The sequence below is a fragment of the Spirulina major PCC 6313 genome (assembly GCF_001890765.1).
Taxonomy (GTDB): domain Bacteria; phylum Cyanobacteriota; class Cyanobacteriia; order Cyanobacteriales; family Spirulinaceae; genus Spirulina; species Spirulina major.
The window spans coordinates 3,229,447-3,246,831 of the sequence record NZ_KV878783.1; the positions used below are offsets into that span (position 1 = coordinate 3,229,447).

General features: G+C 54.4%; 17 protein-coding genes. 6 read left to right on the forward strand and 11 right to left on the reverse strand.

The window, feature by feature from the left end:
- Positions 1-75: 75 nt before the first annotated feature.
- The 3 genes from SPI6313_RS14125 to SPI6313_RS14135 form a co-directional block, all read right to left on the reverse strand.
- Positions 76-594 carry a C-phycocyanin subunit beta gene (locus SPI6313_RS14125; RefSeq protein WP_072621575.1) on the reverse strand — a complete coding sequence of 173 codons (519 nt, stop codon included), beginning with the start codon at positions 592-594 and terminating at the stop codon, positions 76-78.
- Positions 595-1,127: 533 nt separating this feature from the next.
- Positions 1,128-2,144: a succinylglutamate desuccinylase/aspartoacylase family protein gene (locus tag SPI6313_RS14130; RefSeq protein ID WP_084669207.1), complete on the reverse strand. Its 1,017-nt coding sequence runs from the start codon at positions 2,142-2,144 to the stop codon at positions 1,128-1,130.
- Positions 2,145-2,503: 359 nt separating this feature from the next.
- A complete protein-coding gene (locus SPI6313_RS14135; RefSeq protein ID WP_072621576.1) occupies positions 2,504-4,192 on the reverse strand; it encodes a M14 family metallopeptidase in 1,689 nt (562 codons plus the stop codon).
- A 344-nt stretch (positions 4,193-4,536) separates the two neighbouring features.
- On the opposite strand from SPI6313_RS14135, the gene SPI6313_RS14140 reads away from it, so the two are divergent.
- Both SPI6313_RS14140 and SPI6313_RS14150 read left to right on the forward strand, forming a co-directional pair.
- Positions 4,537-6,705 carry an ATP-binding protein gene (locus tag SPI6313_RS14140; protein WP_084669037.1) on the forward strand — a complete coding sequence of 723 codons (2,169 nt, stop codon included), beginning with the start codon at positions 4,537-4,539 and terminating at the stop codon, positions 6,703-6,705.
- A 189-nt stretch (positions 6,706-6,894) separates the two neighbouring features.
- Entirely contained in the window at positions 6,895-8,319 is a 1,425-nt protein-coding gene (locus tag SPI6313_RS14150; protein ID WP_072621578.1) for a diguanylate cyclase domain-containing protein, read from the forward strand.
- A gap of 2 nt (positions 8,320-8,321) precedes the next feature.
- Here SPI6313_RS14150 and SPI6313_RS14155 read toward each other — a convergent pair whose 3' ends face one another.
- Together SPI6313_RS14155 and rpaB are read right to left on the reverse strand one after the other, a co-directional pair.
- Positions 8,322-8,975, reverse strand: coding sequence for a cofactor assembly of complex C subunit B (locus SPI6313_RS14155; protein ID WP_072621579.1), 654 nt, complete (start codon positions 8,973-8,975; stop codon positions 8,322-8,324).
- Between the two features lie 13 nt (positions 8,976-8,988).
- Positions 8,989-9,717, reverse strand: coding sequence for a response regulator transcription factor RpaB (gene rpaB, locus SPI6313_RS14160; protein ID WP_072621580.1), 729 nt, complete (start codon positions 9,715-9,717; stop codon positions 8,989-8,991).
- 327 nt (positions 9,718-10,044) lie between these two features.
- On the opposite strand from rpaB, the gene radA reads away from it, so the two are divergent.
- The gene (radA, locus tag SPI6313_RS14165) at positions 10,045-11,514 is read left to right on the forward strand and encodes a DNA repair protein RadA (protein ID WP_072621581.1); all 1,470 of its coding nucleotides are present in this window, start codon (positions 10,045-10,047) and stop codon (positions 11,512-11,514) included.
- Positions 11,515-11,617: 103 nt separating this feature from the next.
- Here radA and SPI6313_RS14170 read toward each other — a convergent pair whose 3' ends face one another.
- Entirely contained in the window at positions 11,618-12,202 is a 585-nt protein-coding gene (locus tag SPI6313_RS14170; RefSeq protein ID WP_072623154.1) for a Spy/CpxP family protein refolding chaperone, read from the reverse strand.
- Between the two features lie 202 nt (positions 12,203-12,404).
- Here SPI6313_RS14170 and era point away from each other — a divergent pair, with 202 nt between their 5' ends.
- Positions 12,405-13,352: a GTPase Era gene (gene era, locus SPI6313_RS14175; protein ID WP_072621582.1), complete on the forward strand. Its 948-nt coding sequence runs from the start codon at positions 12,405-12,407 to the stop codon at positions 13,350-13,352.
- 224 nt (positions 13,353-13,576) lie between these two features.
- On the opposite strand, the gene SPI6313_RS14180 is transcribed toward era, so the two are convergent.
- Together SPI6313_RS14180 and SPI6313_RS24475 are read right to left on the reverse strand one after the other, a co-directional pair.
- Positions 13,577-13,855 carry a TMEM165/GDT1 family protein gene (locus SPI6313_RS14180; protein ID WP_072621583.1) on the reverse strand — a complete coding sequence of 93 codons (279 nt, stop codon included), beginning with the start codon at positions 13,853-13,855 and terminating at the stop codon, positions 13,577-13,579.
- Positions 13,856-13,881: 26 nt separating this feature from the next.
- Positions 13,882-14,250: a TMEM165/GDT1 family protein gene (locus SPI6313_RS24475; RefSeq protein WP_072621584.1), complete on the reverse strand. Its 369-nt coding sequence runs from the start codon at positions 14,248-14,250 to the stop codon at positions 13,882-13,884.
- A 90-nt stretch (positions 14,251-14,340) separates the two neighbouring features.
- On the opposite strand from SPI6313_RS24475, the gene SPI6313_RS14190 reads away from it, so the two are divergent.
- Positions 14,341-14,673 (forward strand): hypothetical protein, encoded by a 333-nt coding sequence (locus SPI6313_RS14190; protein ID WP_072621585.1) that lies wholly within the window; start codon positions 14,341-14,343, stop codon positions 14,671-14,673.
- A 57-nt stretch (positions 14,674-14,730) separates the two neighbouring features.
- On the opposite strand, the gene rpsN is transcribed toward SPI6313_RS14190, so the two are convergent.
- Both rpsN and SPI6313_RS14200 read right to left on the reverse strand, forming a co-directional pair.
- Positions 14,731-15,033, reverse strand: a complete 303-nt coding sequence (gene rpsN, locus SPI6313_RS14195) for a 30S ribosomal protein S14 (protein WP_072621586.1) — start codon at positions 15,031-15,033, stop codon at positions 14,731-14,733.
- Between the two features lie 38 nt (positions 15,034-15,071).
- A complete protein-coding gene (locus tag SPI6313_RS14200) occupies positions 15,072-15,794 on the reverse strand; it encodes a pantothenate kinase (RefSeq protein ID WP_072621587.1) in 723 nt (240 codons plus the stop codon).
- A 30-nt stretch (positions 15,795-15,824) separates the two neighbouring features.
- Here SPI6313_RS14200 and SPI6313_RS14205 point away from each other — a divergent pair, with 30 nt between their 5' ends.
- A complete protein-coding gene (locus SPI6313_RS14205) occupies positions 15,825-16,313 on the forward strand; it encodes a GNAT family N-acetyltransferase (protein ID WP_072621588.1) in 489 nt (162 codons plus the stop codon).
- Between the two features lie 279 nt (positions 16,314-16,592).
- Here SPI6313_RS14205 and SPI6313_RS14210 read toward each other — a convergent pair whose 3' ends face one another.
- On the reverse strand, positions 16,593-17,222 hold the full coding sequence (locus SPI6313_RS14210) for a hypothetical protein (RefSeq protein ID WP_072621589.1): 630 nt from the start codon (positions 17,220-17,222) through the stop codon (positions 16,593-16,595).
- Positions 17,223-17,385: the final 163 nt, after the last annotated feature.

Genomic DNA, 17,385 nt, shown 5'->3' on the forward strand with positions numbered 1-17,385 from the left:
ATTGGTTTCTTTTGCTACGGGGAACAGTCCCCAAACTGTGAATCTTGTTGCTAGGGCACACAAGACCCAAAAAGCTTAAGCTACAGCAGCAGCAGCGCGGTCAAAGTAGCCGGCCACTTCGGACATCAGTTGGCTGCAATCGCCGGGGGTGATGCCGTTGGGGTCGTTAGCAGCGGAAACGGCTGCATCTTTCATTTTGGCAACGCCAGCAGCAACAGAAGCACCAGGAACGCCCAGAGCTTGGTAGGTTTCGCGCAGACCGTTCAAGCAACGATCTTCGAGCACGCTTGCATCACCCGCTAAGGTTGCGTAGGTGACATAGCGCAGGATGATTTCCATGTCGCGGAGGCAAGCAGCCATGCGACGGTTGGTGTAAGCATTCCCACCGGGGCTGATCAATTGAGGTTGCTCGGCAAAGAGAGCGCGAGCAGCGTTGGTGACAATCGTAGAAGCGTTGCTGGTGATCCGGTTAACGGTATCTAAACGCTTGCTGCCGGCTGCCACAGTAGCGGCCAAGGCATCAAGCTGCTCGGTGCTCAAGAATTCACCACGAGAATCGGCTTGAGAAACAACCCTTGTGAATGCGTCAAACATTGAGTTAATCTCCTAATGTTAATTTGTGTTTTGATTACGACTAGATTCGTTTTTTGCAAATCTAGTAGTTTCAATACTGGTTGGTTTTAAATGATGACCAAACAGCTAAGTTTTACTCTACTCGCTTGTTATCTGTTTTGCCTCTGTTCTCTCAGAAATGTTACAGACTTGTAATGATCGAGTGAGTATAAGTACTTATCACCTTGAAGTCTGAGAATTTCATAACTGTTTATGAGAAAGGAGGTAATCCCTTGGAGTATCGCAAAAGCTTGCACTTGGCTTACTCTTTAAACCTTCCGGTTATCTTTATACACTGTGAGTGGGGTGAATCGCAGTTACGTTTTGTTAAGATTTAAAACCCCTCATTACTTCAGGTTTATGAGAACCCTGTGTCGGTGGGGATGGTAGATTCTTGCACGGATTTTTGAGGGTGGGGTCTGGCGGAGGAGAATGCTGATTTGAGGCGATGGGTTGGGTGGGTTTTTGGACTGGGTTGATGGGGGCTATGGCAACTAGTTGTGCTTGTTGGCTCTCTAGTGGGTTGGCTCTGGGGTGGGATGATCCTGCGCAGGGTCTGCGATCGCCTCCCCGATCGCAAGATGCACGATCGCATCGCCTTGGTTCACTAAGGGTTTTTGGGTGTAGCCGATGACTACGCCTGCGGCGGTGGCCCGCACCAGAGAGGGGTGTTCTCCGAAAACATCGGCAACAATGCCAATCACTTGCCGTTTGGTGACGTGGCTGCCTAACTGTACCTGAAGGCGGAGCAGTCCACTGCGAGCGGCGCGAATCCATTTAGTTTTGTGGGCTTGCACTACGGGGGCAGCGGAAGGGTCGAGGTTGGGTGAAAGGGGGCACATCTGTAATGCGGCCATGACCCGCAGAATGCCGGTAACCCCGGTATGAATTGCCTCTTGGTTGAAGCGCATCGCTTCGCCGGCTTCGTAGAGGAGGACGGGGATGCCGCGTTTGCCGGCGGCTTCGCGGAGGGAGCCGTCGCGGATGTTGGCGTGGATCAGAGCGGGGGGGGCGAAGGCTTGGGCGATCGCAGCCGTGGCGGGGTCATCGAGGTTGGCACGAATTTGGGGCCAGTTGATCCGGTGGTCTGAGGCGGTGTGGAGGTCGATGCCGTGGGTGCTGCGGTGGACGACTTCGGTCATGAACAAATGGGCGAGGCGCGAGGCCAGGGAGCCATTGGCAGCACCGGGAAAACTGCGGTTTAAGTCGCGGCGATCGGGCAGATAGCGGGATTGGTCGATAAAGCCAAAGATATTGACAATCGGGGCGGCGATGATTGTGCCCCGGACGCGCATACAGTCGAGCCGTTGCAAGACTTGTCGAATAATTTCGACCCCATTCAACTCGTCGCCGTGGAGGGCTGCACTGAGCCAGAGCGTGGGGCCGGGTTCGTGGCCGTGGATGATGGTAATGGCTAGGGAAAGCTCGGTTTGGGTGGGGAGGCGAGCAATGGGGATGGCAATGCGGTGCTGGCAATTGGGGCTAAAGGCAAAGGCTGAAGCGTATTCGGGGTTGGAAAGGGATGGGGTCAAGGCATTGAGGTCGCTGATTGAAGACAACGCGCCATAAACTCTACGTCTCAGTGTACCGAATCGTTGCGAAGAATCGCTCTAGTACAGCGTCAATGCTAAGAATCAGGATGCTTGTCGGGTGCTGAAGCGCGAAGCGTAACGCACCGTCCCATTGAGCTTTGGACATTCAATACGATCCGAATATCAAGATCACCCCTCTCCGTCAGGGCAGCGAGCTAGAAGCTCGCACTCCAGCGGATTTCAGGCAGCAGCGAGCTAGAAGCTCGCACTACAGGGGATTTCAGTAGTGTGAGCCTCTGGCTTATGTATACCTGCTCCAGACTCGGAACTTGGCTTCTGTATAAGGAGTAGATTACGCCTTATGCCAGGGTGAGGGAGCTGGTCACTTGACCGGCGCGATCGCACTGTACCGTCACAGTCACCTCTGCCCCCGGTGGGCCACAGACAATCCATTCGGCCTTGGCGCGATCGCTCGTTTTATCCCCCCAGGAGGAGGGCGCGGCGGGAGTGTGCGATCGTCCGGTTAATTCACCCAATGCCAAGCGGGGCGAGCCTGTCACCAACGTTACCCCCTCCGGAATTTGAATATCCGCCCGACAGCCCCGTGTTTTTTGGCGCGTCTTCGCCTGTTCCGTGACGTAGGTGGGCAACCAGCCGGAATTTTCCACCACCACCCGCACCCGATAACAGTCATTCCCCAAGGGGGTGACATCGCTGTGATGGAGCGTCAACAGGGGGGAAATCAACAGATGCCACACCAGCCATTGGGGAAACCGTTGGATCTCCGCTTGCAGTAGATGGGGCGGCGGATTGCGCCAACTGTAAAAATCATGCCATCCCCCCAGTTCCACCGGGCCAAGTTGGGGATGTTCCACCGGATACCAATCGATATAGCCGTGGCCCTGGAGTTCGCGATCGCTCCACGCCAACAGCTTCAAATCATCCGCCAACGGATGCTCATCAAACCAATCCAGGAAGTGATAATTCTCAATCCCCGCCTGCTGCATGGGACTCCAAATCTCCACCGTCCAGGCCAACAACCCCTGCTCCAGATAGGCCCAATCATCAAACGCCCCCGTCACCGTCCCCTGGCCCGCCGTCCGAAACTCGTGATACACCGACACCGCCGGATAGCCCGTGATCGCCGTCCCCTGGGCCCCAATCTGCTGATACAGTCGCAAATCCGCCGGGGCCATCGTCTCATCCGCCTGAAAACTAAACGGCCGCAACAGCACCCCGCTCATCGTATGGAACGAAACCGCCCCCGTTAAATTGCGCTGCTGGGTGACAAATTCCACCGCCGCCCGCACCTCCGGCTCCGAGGTAGGATAGGGCCCCGCCCCCCGTTGCTCCGGCTCCGGTCGCCAGGCCGCCGGAAAATTGCGGTTAAAATCCAAGCCCTGGGGCGGCGAATTTCGGGGAATCAACACACCGTCATAGGGGTCAATTTCCCCCTCCGGTAGCAGCCGATAATATTCGCCCCCTGTTTCGATCGGGTCACGACGTATCAGCCAGCGGGGATCAGGGGGGTAGGCTTTCCAGGCTCCATTGGGGTCAGGGATGCGCATCGTGAGGATACGCCCATCGCCATCAATATCGCAGGGGGTAAAGCCGGCCGGCAGGGGATCAGGGTCGGGATAGTAGCGCGTACCGGAGCGGAGATAGCGGGGGGAAGCGGCGAGGGCGAGTTCTGCGCCGTCGGGATTGAGGCGGGGGCAGATGTAAAAGGCACGGGTGTCTAAACAGCGGGTAATGTCTGGGTCGCGATCGTATTGGGTGACGAGGGTATGGATTAGGTACAGGGCAGCGGTGGAGGGGGCGACTTCGGTGGCGTGGATGTTGCCGTCAACCCACAGGCTGGGTTTTTGGGCTGCGTCCCCGGTGGCTTTGTTGGTGATGGTGATCAGGTCAATCCTTCGGCCCTCGTGGCTTTGACCGATGCTCTGGTGGTGAATGAGGTGGGGGTAGGCGGTGGCGTAGTCTTGGAGGAGGGCTTGGAGTTCGGCGTAGCGATAGTAACGGTCAAAGGTGGGGTTGGGTGGAGTCACGGTGTCTGAAGGGGATCAACGGGGTGGGTGGATGGGGGGAATTCCTCAACAGGAGGGAATAATCTGGACAGGGCGATCGCAATCTCCCCAAAACTTTGGTGTAGCATAGATTGTAAACTCCAAAGTTGCGAAGGTCTCTGTACCTGTTGCGGTATGGCGTTGATCCCATGGGTTAATCACAGCATTGTTGTGGACGGACTCTACACCTAGTGCCGTCCCCAGGTCTAGCCATAGAGCTAGTCATCATTTTCATCAGACCGTAAGTTGTTTTTTCTGCTTTACCGTCTCAAGATCATTTTCTGTCGCGATGAAGTTGTCCGTTGCGCTCTAAGCCGTCATTCAGCATGAAAACTGATGTATTAAATACCCTGACTAATGAAGAACTGCTGCATCGGATTCAACTGCTCCAGCAAGAATTGTTGGATCGGGGTATCGATTCAAGCTCTCAGGACGACTGCCTTCCCTCTGTTTCCAGTCTCTATATCTCTGAATTGGAGCAAGAACTTGCTGCCAAAAATCTCCAACTCGCCAGTTACATGAATCAGGTGGAAACCCTGACGGCGGCGGTGGCAGCGGTGGAAATGCGCCAGTTCACCAGTCAACGGCTGCAAACGATGATGGAGCGGACGGATGAGCTGGGCAAGTTGGCGAGAGGGTTCCAGCAGATGATTAGTAATTTGCAATCCCGCGAACAGCAATTGGCGGAGGCCAAAGAACAATTAGAAGCGGTGCTGAATGCTGTACCGGGAACGATCGCTTGGATTAGTGCCACGGGTCACTATATTGGGGTGAATCGGCATTTGGCGGAGATTGTGAATTTAAGTCCTGAAGATTTTGAGGGCCAGGAGTTAGGTTTTCTGAATAGTTCGTCGGATTTCACCCAATTTATCAATGCGTTTTTAGAAAGTCCGGCAACCTCGTTGACGACGGAAATGCCGATTCCGGTGCGGGGGGAAAAATGCCATTATCTGCTGGTGGCTCAGAAATATCACAATAATCAGGCGATGGTCTTGGTGGGGATTGATATTACGGAGAAACAGCAATATTTTGACCATTTAGAACAGCGGGTGGCGGAACGGACGGCGGAATTGGCGATCGCTAAAGACCGGGCAGAGGTGGCGAATCAGGCCAAAAGTACCTTCATTGCGAATATGAGCCATGAGTTGCGATCGCCCCTGAATGCGATTCTCGGTTTTGCGCAGTTGATGATGCGATCGCCCCACCTTGACCCGGAACAACGGGAAAATGTCACGATCATCAATCGCAGCGGTGAACACCTCCTCAACCTGATCAACCATGTCCTCGATCTGTCCAAAATCGAAGCGGGGAAAACGGCTCTATTGCCCAAAAACTTCGATCTCTACTGCCTCTTAGAAGATGTAGAAGATATGTTCTATCTCCGCGCTGAAGATAAAGGCCTCCGGCTGAGGTGCGATCGCACCGCCGCCGTCCCCCGCTACATCAGCACCGACGAAGTCAAACTGCGCCAAGTCCTGATCAACCTCCTCAACAACGCGATCAAATTCACCCACCAAGGCGAAGTCTTGATCAGCGTCGATGCCGAAACTTACCAGGGCGATCACTATCAGATTACCTTTGCCGTCACCGACACCGGCCCCGGCATCGCCCCCGAAGAACTCGACCAACTCTTTGAAGCCTTCGGTCAAACCCAAGTCGGGCGCGACTCCCAGGAAGGCACGGGCCTCGGCCTCCCGATCAGCCAAAAATTCGTCCAACTAATGCAAGGCGAAATCCAAGTTGAAAGTGTCCTCGGCCAGGGTAGCCGCTTCTCCTTCACCATTCCAGTACAAAGCGTCCCCGTCACCCAAGTCAGTTCACGACCCATCAAGTCCCGCGTCATTGCCCTCGAACCCCACCAGCCCGCCTATCGCATCTTAGTCGTGGATGACAAAACCAGTAATCGCCTCTTGCTCGTCAAACTCCTTGCCTCCCTGGGGTTTCAAGTTAGAGAAGCGATGAATGGTCAAGAAGCGATCGCCCTGTGGGACGAATGGGAACCCCATCTGATCTGGATGGATATGCGAATGCCGATTATGGATGGCTACGAAGCCACGAAATACATTAAACGCACCGTCAAAGGCAACGCCACCGCCGTCATTGCCCTCACCGCCAGCGTCCTCGAAGAAGAAAAAGCCGTCGTCCTCTCCGCTGGCTGTGATGACTTTGTCCGCAAGCCCTTCCTCGAAGACACCATTTTTGACACCATGGCCAAACATTTAGGGGTGCGATATCGCTATGAAAACTACACCGCCAACACGCCAGCCACCACCAACACCAGTCTTGACCCCACCAAACTCCAAGCCCAACCCTTACACTGGCAGCAGCAACTCTACCAAGCTGCAATGGACTGTGACGATGGCCGTTTAAAAGAACTGATCGCTGAACTGCCCAGTCATCATGCTCGCCTCAGCGATATGCTGCTGACCTTGGTGAATCAATATAGTATGGATGAGATTCTAGAAGCAGTGCATCCCGATGCCAGTATCCCCTAGCCGCTATTGCTGAAGGCTGGCATTGGGCAAACTCTGTTGGCTTGTCCAAATTTAGCGACGTATAGACTGCCGACAATGGGTTTTTCTGCGGGCGATCGCCTCTCCCAATCCCATGGATGATTGAGATTGAAATGATGTGCCCGGATCAACTTCCCCAGTCTTAGCTGAATTCCTATTTCCTTACCCATTATGTTGACTGTCAATAACACCGCTAGCAATATCTTGATCGTGGATGATCTGCCCGAAAATCTTCGGGTGCTCTCCCAAATGTTAGAAAATCAAGGCTATAAAGTTCGCAAAGCCATTAACGGCAAAACCGCCCTACGGGCCGCCTGTTCTACCCCGCCGGATCTCATTCTTTTAGATATTCAAATGCCAGAAATGAATGGCTATGAAGTCTGTGAGCAATTGAAACAAAACAGCATCACCACAGACATTCCAATTATTTTTGTCAGTGCCCTTGATGAAGTATTTGATAAGGTGCGCGCTTTTTCTGTCGGCGGGATTGACTACATCACCAAACCCTTTCAAATCGAAGAGGTATTAGCCCGGATTGAAACCCAGTTAACCATCCAAAAGCAGCGCCAACAACTACAGTCGGAAATCCAACAACGCCAAGAAGCGGAAGAGGTACTGTATCAATCCCGGGCCATCTTAGCCAGTGTTCTCAATTCATCGCGGGATGGAATTGCGGCGATGCAGGCGGTGCGAGATAACCTATCGGGGGAAATTCGGGATTTTCGGTGCTTGGTGGTGAATCCGGTGATTGCCCAGTTGTTGGGACATCGCAAGGAAGAATTAACTGGAAAAACGGTTTTAAAACAGTTTCTGACTCGGTTTCAACCGGAGCTATTTTATGAGTTTGTCTCGGTGGTGGAAACGGCAGCCCCGTTGGAGCAGGATTTTCATTATCTGCTGGATGATCATGTGCGGTGGTATAACGTCACGGCGGTTAAATTAGGGGATGGATTTTCGGTGACGGTTCGAGATATCACCCAGCAAAAGCAAATGATTCTATCACTTCAGGATGAGAATCAAGAATTAGCAGAATTATCAACGATTGATGGCTTAACGCAAGTGGCTAATCGTCGTTATGGGGATATTTATCTGCATCAACAATGGCAGCATTTAATTGAACATCAGCGATCGCTCGCTTTAATCCTCTGTGATGTGGATTGTTTTAAACAATACAACGACACCTACGGCCATCAAGCGGGGGATGCCTGTTTAATTCAAATTGCCCAGACGATTAAAACGTTCTTGCGACGTTCAGAAGAGCTTGTGGCTCGCTATGGTGGTGAAGAATTTTTAATTATTTTGCCCAATGCCAATGTGACGTGGGGGATGCAGGTGGCGGAATTAATCCGCACCTCGGTGCTAGAGTTGGCCATTGAACATCAAGCCTCGGTAGTGGAATCGGTGGTGACGGTCAGTTTAGGGACGGCGGCGATGGTTCCAAGCCCAAGCACGACGATGGAACAACTCATCGCAGCGGCCGATCGCGCCCTTTACGAAGCCAAGCAATCGGGGCGCAACTGTACGGTGATTGACCAAGCCACCTTAGAGTCCTTCGACCCCTTGCTGCTCAAGCATCAGGATGATGAAACCGAGTGAACCTAGGGGGTGGGAAATGCGATCGCTAAGGTATGGGCGAGCTTGTCGGCAATCCCGGCAATCCAGCGTTCGTCCTGCTGGGTGTAGCTGCGGGGGGCATTGGCTCCGAGGATCAGGGCCCCTTGAGATCCGAGGGGTTGGCAGATGAGGCCTTGGGTATTGGCCGGGAGATAGTCAAATTCAATCCGGCCAGGGTAGAGCTTGAGGGCGACGAGATAGATCGGTTTTTCCTGTTCCATCACCCGTTTGAGGATCGCTTTCGGGGTGACATCGGGCTTTGGGGGAAGAATGCCGCGCCGTAATAAGACCTGATCTTGGTAGTAGATGACGAGCGATCGCGTCACGGTATTGGTGAGCAATTGATGGGAAGCCCAGGCCAATTCGGTTTGCAGCGTGTCGGGTAAATCCGAGGCAAACTCAAACACCTCATCCCCATCGAGTTCCACCGCCTCCGGAGAGCGCGGCTGCACCTGTTGCCACAGCAGCCCCACCAAAATCAGCACCGCACTGAGTAAAATTCCCAACGCATCGGAGCGCGACTGCGGCGTACTAATCACCGGGGTTAAACCGCGATTGATTAACAGCGTCAACCCTCCTAACGCGCCCGCCACCAAGGGCAATGCGCGCAGCACCCGATTCGGATCAGACTTCGCCATAGCTTACTCTGGGCTACTCCTCACCCGGTTCGAGAATGCGTTGAAACAAATACCCCGTCCCCCGCGCCGTCAAAATGAGTTCCGGATTGCTTGGATCATCTTCGAGTTTGGCCCGCAGCCGCGAAATATGCACATCCACGACGCGAGTATCCACATGGCGTTCTGGGGTGTAGCCCCAGACTTCTTGCAAAATCTCCGATCGCGAAAAGGCCTCGCCCGAACGGCTGACCAAGAGTTCTAAAAGGCTAAACTCCATCCCTGTCAGCCGGATGCGTTCATCACCTTTGTAGACTTGGCGTTTGTTGGTGTCGATTTTGATCGAACCCACTTGAATCACGCCGGAACTGGGAATACCCGACGCACCATTTTTATCGACACGGCGTAGCACGGAGCGAATTCGCGCTTCAAGTTCCTTCGGGGAGAAGGGCTTGACCACGTAGTCATCGGCACCGAGTTCGAGGCCGGTGATGCGATCGGCCACATCACCTAAGGCGGTGAGCATGATGATCGGAATATCGGATTCTTTGCGTAGCTCTTGGCACACACCATAGCCATCGAGCTTGGGCATCATCACATCCAAGACAACCAAATCCGGTTCCGTAACGCGGAAGGTATTGATTGCTTCTTCTCCATCAGCAGCCGTGACCACGTCATAACCGATCATGGATAGACGAGTTTCCAAAATGCGCCGGATACTCGCTTCATCATCAACAACAAGAATTTTTTCTTTATGAGTCTCCAATGAACTCAACACTCCTTCTCTGATCTGGGACGGTTGGGGGCAATCAATATCGCTAGCATTAGCGGTAGTGTTGCGCCTGATTCTGTAACGAATTTTATACGAATCTTATCCTGTCTGGGCGAAATCTCAAGGCCGGATCGGTTTTTTTTGCCAAACTGTCGCATATTTTAAGATTCTTTTCAGGGTTAGGCTGCGATGATTTTGGGGGATTTCTAACCGCAATTGTGAGGAATGCGATCGCTCCATCGTCACCCTCTTCCCCGGATCATCAGCCCAGTGAACACGCTACAGTAAACCCAATTGTTGCGGTGACTGTGGTGGTAATTCATGGCTAAGGCCCGGACGGTTTATCTCTGTCGTGAATGTGGAGCGGAACATTCCCAATGGTTTGGGAAATGCCCCAGTTGCGGGCTGTTCGGCTCTTTGGATGAGCAGGTGCAGGCGGCCAAGAGTGGGGCAAATCCGGGGCGGGCGGCGGGGCGATCGCGTTCCACAAAAAGCCGTCCCACCCCCCGTAGCGCGAAAAAGTTTTCCGAAATTTCCGATGAGGCGACGCTGCGGCTCACCTCTGGTTATCGGGAGTTTGATCGGGTGTTGGGGGGGGGAATTGTACCGGGATCGCTGGTGTTGATCGGCGGTGATCCGGGGATTGGGAAGTCAACACTGTTGTTGCAGACGGCGAACCAAGTGGCCCAGGGCGATCGCGTTCTCTACGTCAGTGCGGAGGAGTCGGGACGACAGATTAAGTTACGGGCGATGCGGCTCCAGGTGGATGATCCGGCCGTGGCGACGGTGATTGATGAACACCTCTATATTTTGCCGGAAACGGATCTAGACGATATTCTCCGAGAGATCGAAACGCTACAGCCCCAGATCGCGATTATTGACAGTATCCAAACGGTGTATTTTCCCGCCCTCACCTCTGCGCCGGGGTCGGTGTCCCAGGTGCGCGAATGTACCTCGGCCTTGATGCAGGTGGCGAAACGGTCGAATATTGCGATGTTGTTGGTGGGTCATGTGACGAAAGAAGGGGCGATCGCTGGCCCCCGTGTGTTGGAGCATTTGGTGGATACGGTGCTGTATTTTGAGGGCGATCGCTACGCCTCCCACCGCATTTTGCGATCGGTAAAAAACCGCTTCGGGGCCACCCACGAAATCGGCATTTTTGACATGGTGGAACAGGGTTTGCGGGAAGTCCCCAACCCGTCGGAATTATTCCTCGGCAATCGCGAAGCTCCCACCCCCGGCACGGCCACCATCGTTGCCTGCGAAGGCACACGCCCCATCGTCGTCGAACTCCAAGCCCTCGTCAGCCCCACCAGCTACGCCTCACCGCGCCGCTCCACCACGGGGGTAGACTACAGCCGTTTGCAGCAGATCCTCGCGGTGTTGGAAAAGCGGGTAGGGGTTCCCCTCTCGAAATTGGATGCCTATGTGTCGTCGGCGGGGGGCTTGGTGGTGGCGGAACCGGCGGCGGATTTGGGAATTGCGATCGCCGTCGTGGCCAGTTTTCGCGATCGCCTCGTGGATACCCACACGATCCTGATCGGCGAAGTGGGTCTCGGTGGCCAAATCCGCCCCGTCACCCAATTAGAACTCCGCCTGCGGGAAGCCCAAAAACTGGGTTTCAAACGGGCGATCATTCCTGAAAACCAAGCCTACAGCGAGGATCTGGGGTTGGAGATTATTACCGTCGGGAAAGTGATTGATGCGATCGTGGCCGCATTACCCACCCATGCCCGTTACGATGCCTCCCCCGCCCGCGAAGAAGCCGCCGCCCGCGCCCGTCCGTCGTGATCGACAAAACCACTCCATCCCATCGGGACAGAGTGGATCATCATTATGAGGCGTTTTTAGGGGCTTAATTCATCGGGCGTTGCCACGGGCCACCCCCTGGACGTTATTGCATGTCAGGGCGTTGACCGCGTTGGCCCCGTTGACCCCCACCGTCTTGGCGGCCCATGCGATTTTCTTTGAGTTCCTGCATTTGGGCCCGTTGTTCAGGGGTCAACACATTACGGATGGCGAGCATGGTTTCAAAGCGGCGATCGCCCATTTCTTGGTGCAAGGCTTGCATTTGGTCGTGACGTTGGCGCAGTGCCGCATCCGTCGCATCGCTCGCCATCAGGGTTTGCATTTGTTCGTGGGCCGCCTGCATTTGAGTCCGCATCGCCTCCGAATCCGCCTTGGCTTGGCTGTGGATCGCTTCGATTTCGCTGCGTTGGGCATCGCTTAACCCCAATTGCTCCGCAAACCGTAACATCGGCGGTGTCTGATCCATCCCAGGGCCGCGATCGCTCCCCGGCCCACGGCCTTGCATATCACCACCCGGCCCGCGGCCCTGTCCTTGGGAATTCGGGCCCCGTTGGGCAATTTCTTGGGGGGCGGCGTTGGCGGATTGGATGGGAGGGGTGAAGGTCGTCCAAGCCGCGAGGGGCAGCGCAATTCCGGTAATGGCCAGTAATGTAGCGGTATAACCTTTCATAATCATCTTCCTTGGGTCAATTCACGATAAACTATCGATCCGAACATCTTCATCCTACGGAATCTCACCTGCGATTCCCTGAGTCTCCCGGTTCAATTGATCCGGGCGGCCATAGCCATCAAGGGTGAGCTAAACCCGTGACCTTTGTCCCATGGCAATGGATGGGTTCGGGTTGTAATCCAGAGGGGGAGCTATCCCAACGATGACTGACGAATTTGCACCTTCCATGATTGTCCCCACCGCGCCGCCGGATTTTAAATCGGGGTTTGTGGCGATCGTGGGCCGCCCCAATGTGGGCAAATCAACCCTGATGAATCAGTTAGTGGGGCAAAAAATTGCGATTACCTCCCCCGTGGCCCAAACGACTCGGAACCGCTTGCGGGGCATCCTCACCACAGACCAGAGCCAAATCATTTTTGTTGATACCCCAGGGATTCATAAACCCCACCACGAACTAGGGCGGGTCTTGGTGCAGAATGCGCGGACGGCGATTACGGCGGTGGATGTGGTGTTGTTTGTGGTGGATAGTGCGGTGGAGTTGGGCGGAGGCGATCGCTTCATTGTCGAACTGCTCAAAAAAAGCCCAACCCCGATTATTCTCGGTCTCAATAAACAGGATCAACAGCCCGACGACCCCGACACCGTGACACAGTTGGATCACAGCTATCGCGCTGTGGCCGAGGAAAACGGCTGGACGGTGGCTAAGTTTTCCGCCCTGACGGGGGAAGGGTTGGCCGGATTGCAGCAGGAATTGAGCGATCGCCTCGCCCCCGGCCCTTACTATTACCCCCCCGATCTCGTCACCGATCAACCCGAACGCTTCATCATGGGTGAACTGATCCGCGAACAACTCCTCTTGCTCACCCGCCAAGAAGTCCCCCACTCCGTCGCCATCACCATCGATCGCGTCGAAGAAAAACCCAAAATCACCCATGTTCACGCTGCCATTAACGTGGAACGCCCCTCCCAAAAGGGCATCGTCATCGGCAAAAGTGGCACGATGTTAAAAGCGATCGGCACAGCCGCCCGTGAACAGATCCAAAAACTGATCGCCGGGCAGGTGTATCTTGATCTGTTCGTGCGCGTCCAACCAAAATGGCGACAGTCACGCACCCGGTTAGCAGAATTGGGCTACCGGGTTGAGGATTAACCCCTACTTGCCGTGGAATTGCGAATGAGCCAGAGGCTCACACTCCCCGACCTGAAATTCGCTGGAGTGCGAGCTTCTAGCTCTTCAGAGCTTCTAGTTTTTTTGAGTAGGGTGGGCATTGCCCACCAATCAAGGGTTTTGGCGTTCTCGAAATGTCCTAACCACTAATATCGCTGCTATACAATCTGGATTTCGGATTAAACCGTCAATTTAAAACCGTCGATTTAATCGTCGTCATCGCTCATCAAAATCCGCAGGGCGAGGAGGGCAAAGCCGATCGCAGCCCCAGCCTTGAGGAGTTTTTCCGGGAGAATCGTCGCCACGCCTTCCCCGATTAAAACACCGACGAAACTCGCAAGAATCAACGCCGCCACCGTGCCAAAGAAGACCGCACGGGGAGATTGGGAACTGCCACTGAGGGCGATGGCTGCCAACTGACTTTTATCGCCAATTTCTGCGATGAATACCGTGATGAAACTCAAGCCGACCAGTTGCCAATCCATAGATTCTCAATTCAAGGGTGAAATTTTCAAAGCTGCACAATATCCCAGAGCAACAGCACCGACACCGTTAACAAGGTCATCGCCGCCGCGAGATCCATCACCTTCGGGGAGACCCGTTTCGCCAACCACCACCCCAACGCCACCCCGATTAAGCTCGTCGCCACGAGGGCCGTGGCGGCTCCGGTAAACACCACCCAGGGTTTTTGGGATTCAGCGGTGATCAGCAGGGTGGCGAGCTGGGTTTTGTCGCCCATTTCCGCCAATAGGATGGTGATGAACGTGCTGCCACAGGTGGCCCAAAACGCACTACGTCGGGGCGTGACGGCGGGAGTCTCGGTGTCCTGGGGGGCCGATGCTACAGTAGAGTGATTAGATGAAGGCTCGCTCGCAGTCACGTTAAAATTTCGTTACAGTCGGGCCTCAGTATACCATTGCAGACTTCGGATCTTTGCGGTCTTGATTGGCAATCTACGAGGAGGTTTTTTATGGCCGAGACAATTCCCCCGATTACGTTACCCCCGGTTCAAGATGCGGATCAAGAGCGTCAATGGCTCAAAACGACCTTGCATCATTGGTTAAATACGGAGTTTTTGCCGGAATTGGTGAATGAAAAAATCGCCGATCGCGCTGCTCAGATCTATGCGCGGCAGCGGTTAGAGGGCGAGAATGATCTCGGTGCGTTGGTGATTGCGTTGGTGACGGAGTTGCAAGCCTTTGATTTTAGTCAGAGCTTTTATAGCGAGTTTGCGATCGCTAATGCCGTCAGTGATTTAATTCTCGATAGTTTAGGGATTGACCGCTGTTGCGGTGCGGGCTAATCCCAAAGAAGCGGCAAGGACGGGAGGTGGGGTTAGCCAAACACCCCCCAAAATCCCTTACCAGCTTGATTTCACCACACCGGGCAAGAGGCCTTCGTGGGCCCATTCGCGAATCACGTGCCGGGACAGACCAAAATCGCGGTAATACCCTTTGGGGCGACCGGTGGCCCAGCAGCGGTTCCGGACGCGCACCTTAGAACTGTTCCGGGGTAAGCGTTGGATTTGGCGGTGTAATTCTAATTTTTCGAGGGGGGTGGCAGCGGTGCGGAACTGCTCTAGTAAGTCAGCCCGTTTGACGGCGTACTTTTCAACGATTTTTTTGCGCTTTTTCTCGCGCTCGATCATGGACTTCTTAGCCATAACTCCTGTTGAGGGGGTATTTTAGACAGCACCCTCCATCATACCATCCTCGCTTGAGACTCGATCAGTGTGACTAATCCCGATAGCACAAGGGTGGGTTCGGAGTACAGATCCGGCAGGGTGGGGGTGAGATGTCGATAGAGCCATTCACCATCGCCGCCGGTCAAGACGACGGGACTGTGGGGATAGTGCGATCGCCAGTCTTGAATAAAGTCACGTAAGCCTGCCAAGAGGGTGTAGAGCGTGCCGCTGGCGATCGCTTCAACGGTGGTGTGGCTCCAGCGGGGCGGCAGTTCAGGGGGACAGATTACCTGGGGCAGTGCTCCGGTCTGGGTGGCTAAACTTTGAAACTGCAAACCAATCCCCGGCAAGATTGCGCCCCCCACCAGGGCTAAATCCTGATTCACCCCCGTTAAGGTTAACGCCGTGCCGCTATCCACCACCAACACCGGCACACCGTAGCGTTCTGCGGCTCCGTAGGCGGCGAGGGCGCGATCGCAACCCAGCGTGTCATACTTATCCCGCAACGGAATATCCACCAAATTCACCTGCCGGGCGTGGGGATAGGTACACCACAGCAGCGTTTGATCCGGCACGACCGAGGCAAACCGCAGGGGACAGGCTTGCCATGCCGCTGGCATCACCACGGGCGGTGTAGTCTGACTATGGGGTTGATGCCAACTGGCAACAATGGTGTTGTGGGTCACTCCGCAAAAATGCAGCCGCGAATTGCCAATGATTAATCCAACCCATTTGTCCATAGTTTGTGTTCACGCTGTATCCTTTCTATCATGACGATTCGCGTTGCAATTGATCCCGATTTTGATCAAATTTGGCCGTTTTGGCACACCATTGTCGCTGCGGGTGAAACTTACGCCTATCCGCGCCAGAGCACGAAACAAGAAGCCTATCGATTTTGGATAGAAATTCCCCAGCATACCTATGTCGAGGCCGAGGCGGATGAAATTCATGGCAGCTACTACATCAAACCCAATCAACCAGGGCCGGGAAGTCATGTGTGCAATTGTGGCTACATGGTGGCTCCGGCGGCGCGGGGCCGGGGTGTGGCGACGCGCCTCTGTCAGCATTCGCTCCAGGTGGCGCGGAAGTTGGGGTACAAGGCGATGCAGTTTAACAGTGTGGTAGCGACAAATACGGGGGCGGTGCGGCTCTGGGAGCGGCTGGGGTTTGCGATCGCCGGACGGATTCCCCAGGCCTATGATCATGCCACCTTGGGGTATGTGGATCTGTTAGTGATGTATCAATGGTGGGGGGATTAGGAGGCGGGGAAGATCCGTAACCCGATCGGTAGGACGAGGATTGACTTACTCCCCCGTTTAGAAAACGGGGGAGTAAGTCAACAGCCTACTACCGAGAAAAATTGGAGGCAAAGACTTTTAACTTGGTTGGGTCGAAAATTAGGTGCTTTTAGAAAAATAGAGTCGGCGATCTCTATTGAATCTGGTTAAGAAAGCGATCGCAGAGCCGAACCTAATCGCCACCTCTGAGAGAGGGATGGGAATTGCGATCGCCTGATTTTCAGCCTTGTGGACTCAATCTCAATCGGAGGATGGGCGGATGGCGGCTTTCGCCTGGGCTGCACATTGTTCAAACACATAGGACACCGCCCCAAACACAGAATCCAGATTTTCGATGTTGTAGCCCGTGTGATTTTTCGTGAGCTGTCGCCCTTGCAAACGGGCAAACTCCCAACGATTGGCGTTGGCCACGATGCCAAAGAGTGTGATGTCTGGGGAGTCATTGAGTCGCTGGAGTGCAACCAATTCCGCTGCACATTGTCCCCAGCCTGTGGCGAAGTTGTCCTGTTTAGCTTCAACCACCGCAAAACAGGGCCGTTCCAAAATGACTTTACCCAAGGGCGATCGCTGCGCCACCAAATAATCGGGCTGTCCAGACAGTTGCTCATCGACACGCACCGTGCGATGACTCCAAAGCATGAGTATATCTTTGTGCTGCTTCCAAACCTCGCGCAGGATCGGATAAATAAACGCTTCGCAAATCGCCGCCTCAGAATTCTCGATCACGACTTCAGCACGGTTAAACTCTAGCTCGGCGCGCATGTAGTCGCTCAGGGCAAAGGCTGTGGGCTGAATAAAGTCGGCTTCTGAGTAGAGAATGCTGAATTCTTGGAGAACATCTGCGATCGCTTTATAGGTAGTAAACGGCATGGTGCTCAGTGATTGGTCAAATCTCCTTGGGTCTGAAGCCTCGCCCTTGAGAGCGAAAGTCAGGGAGCATCTGCTTTATTCATTCATGCACATTCTTTCATCGATGTTGCCCTCATCCCCAGCCCCCTTCGGCAAGTTCAGGACATCGCTTCTCCCGTGGGAG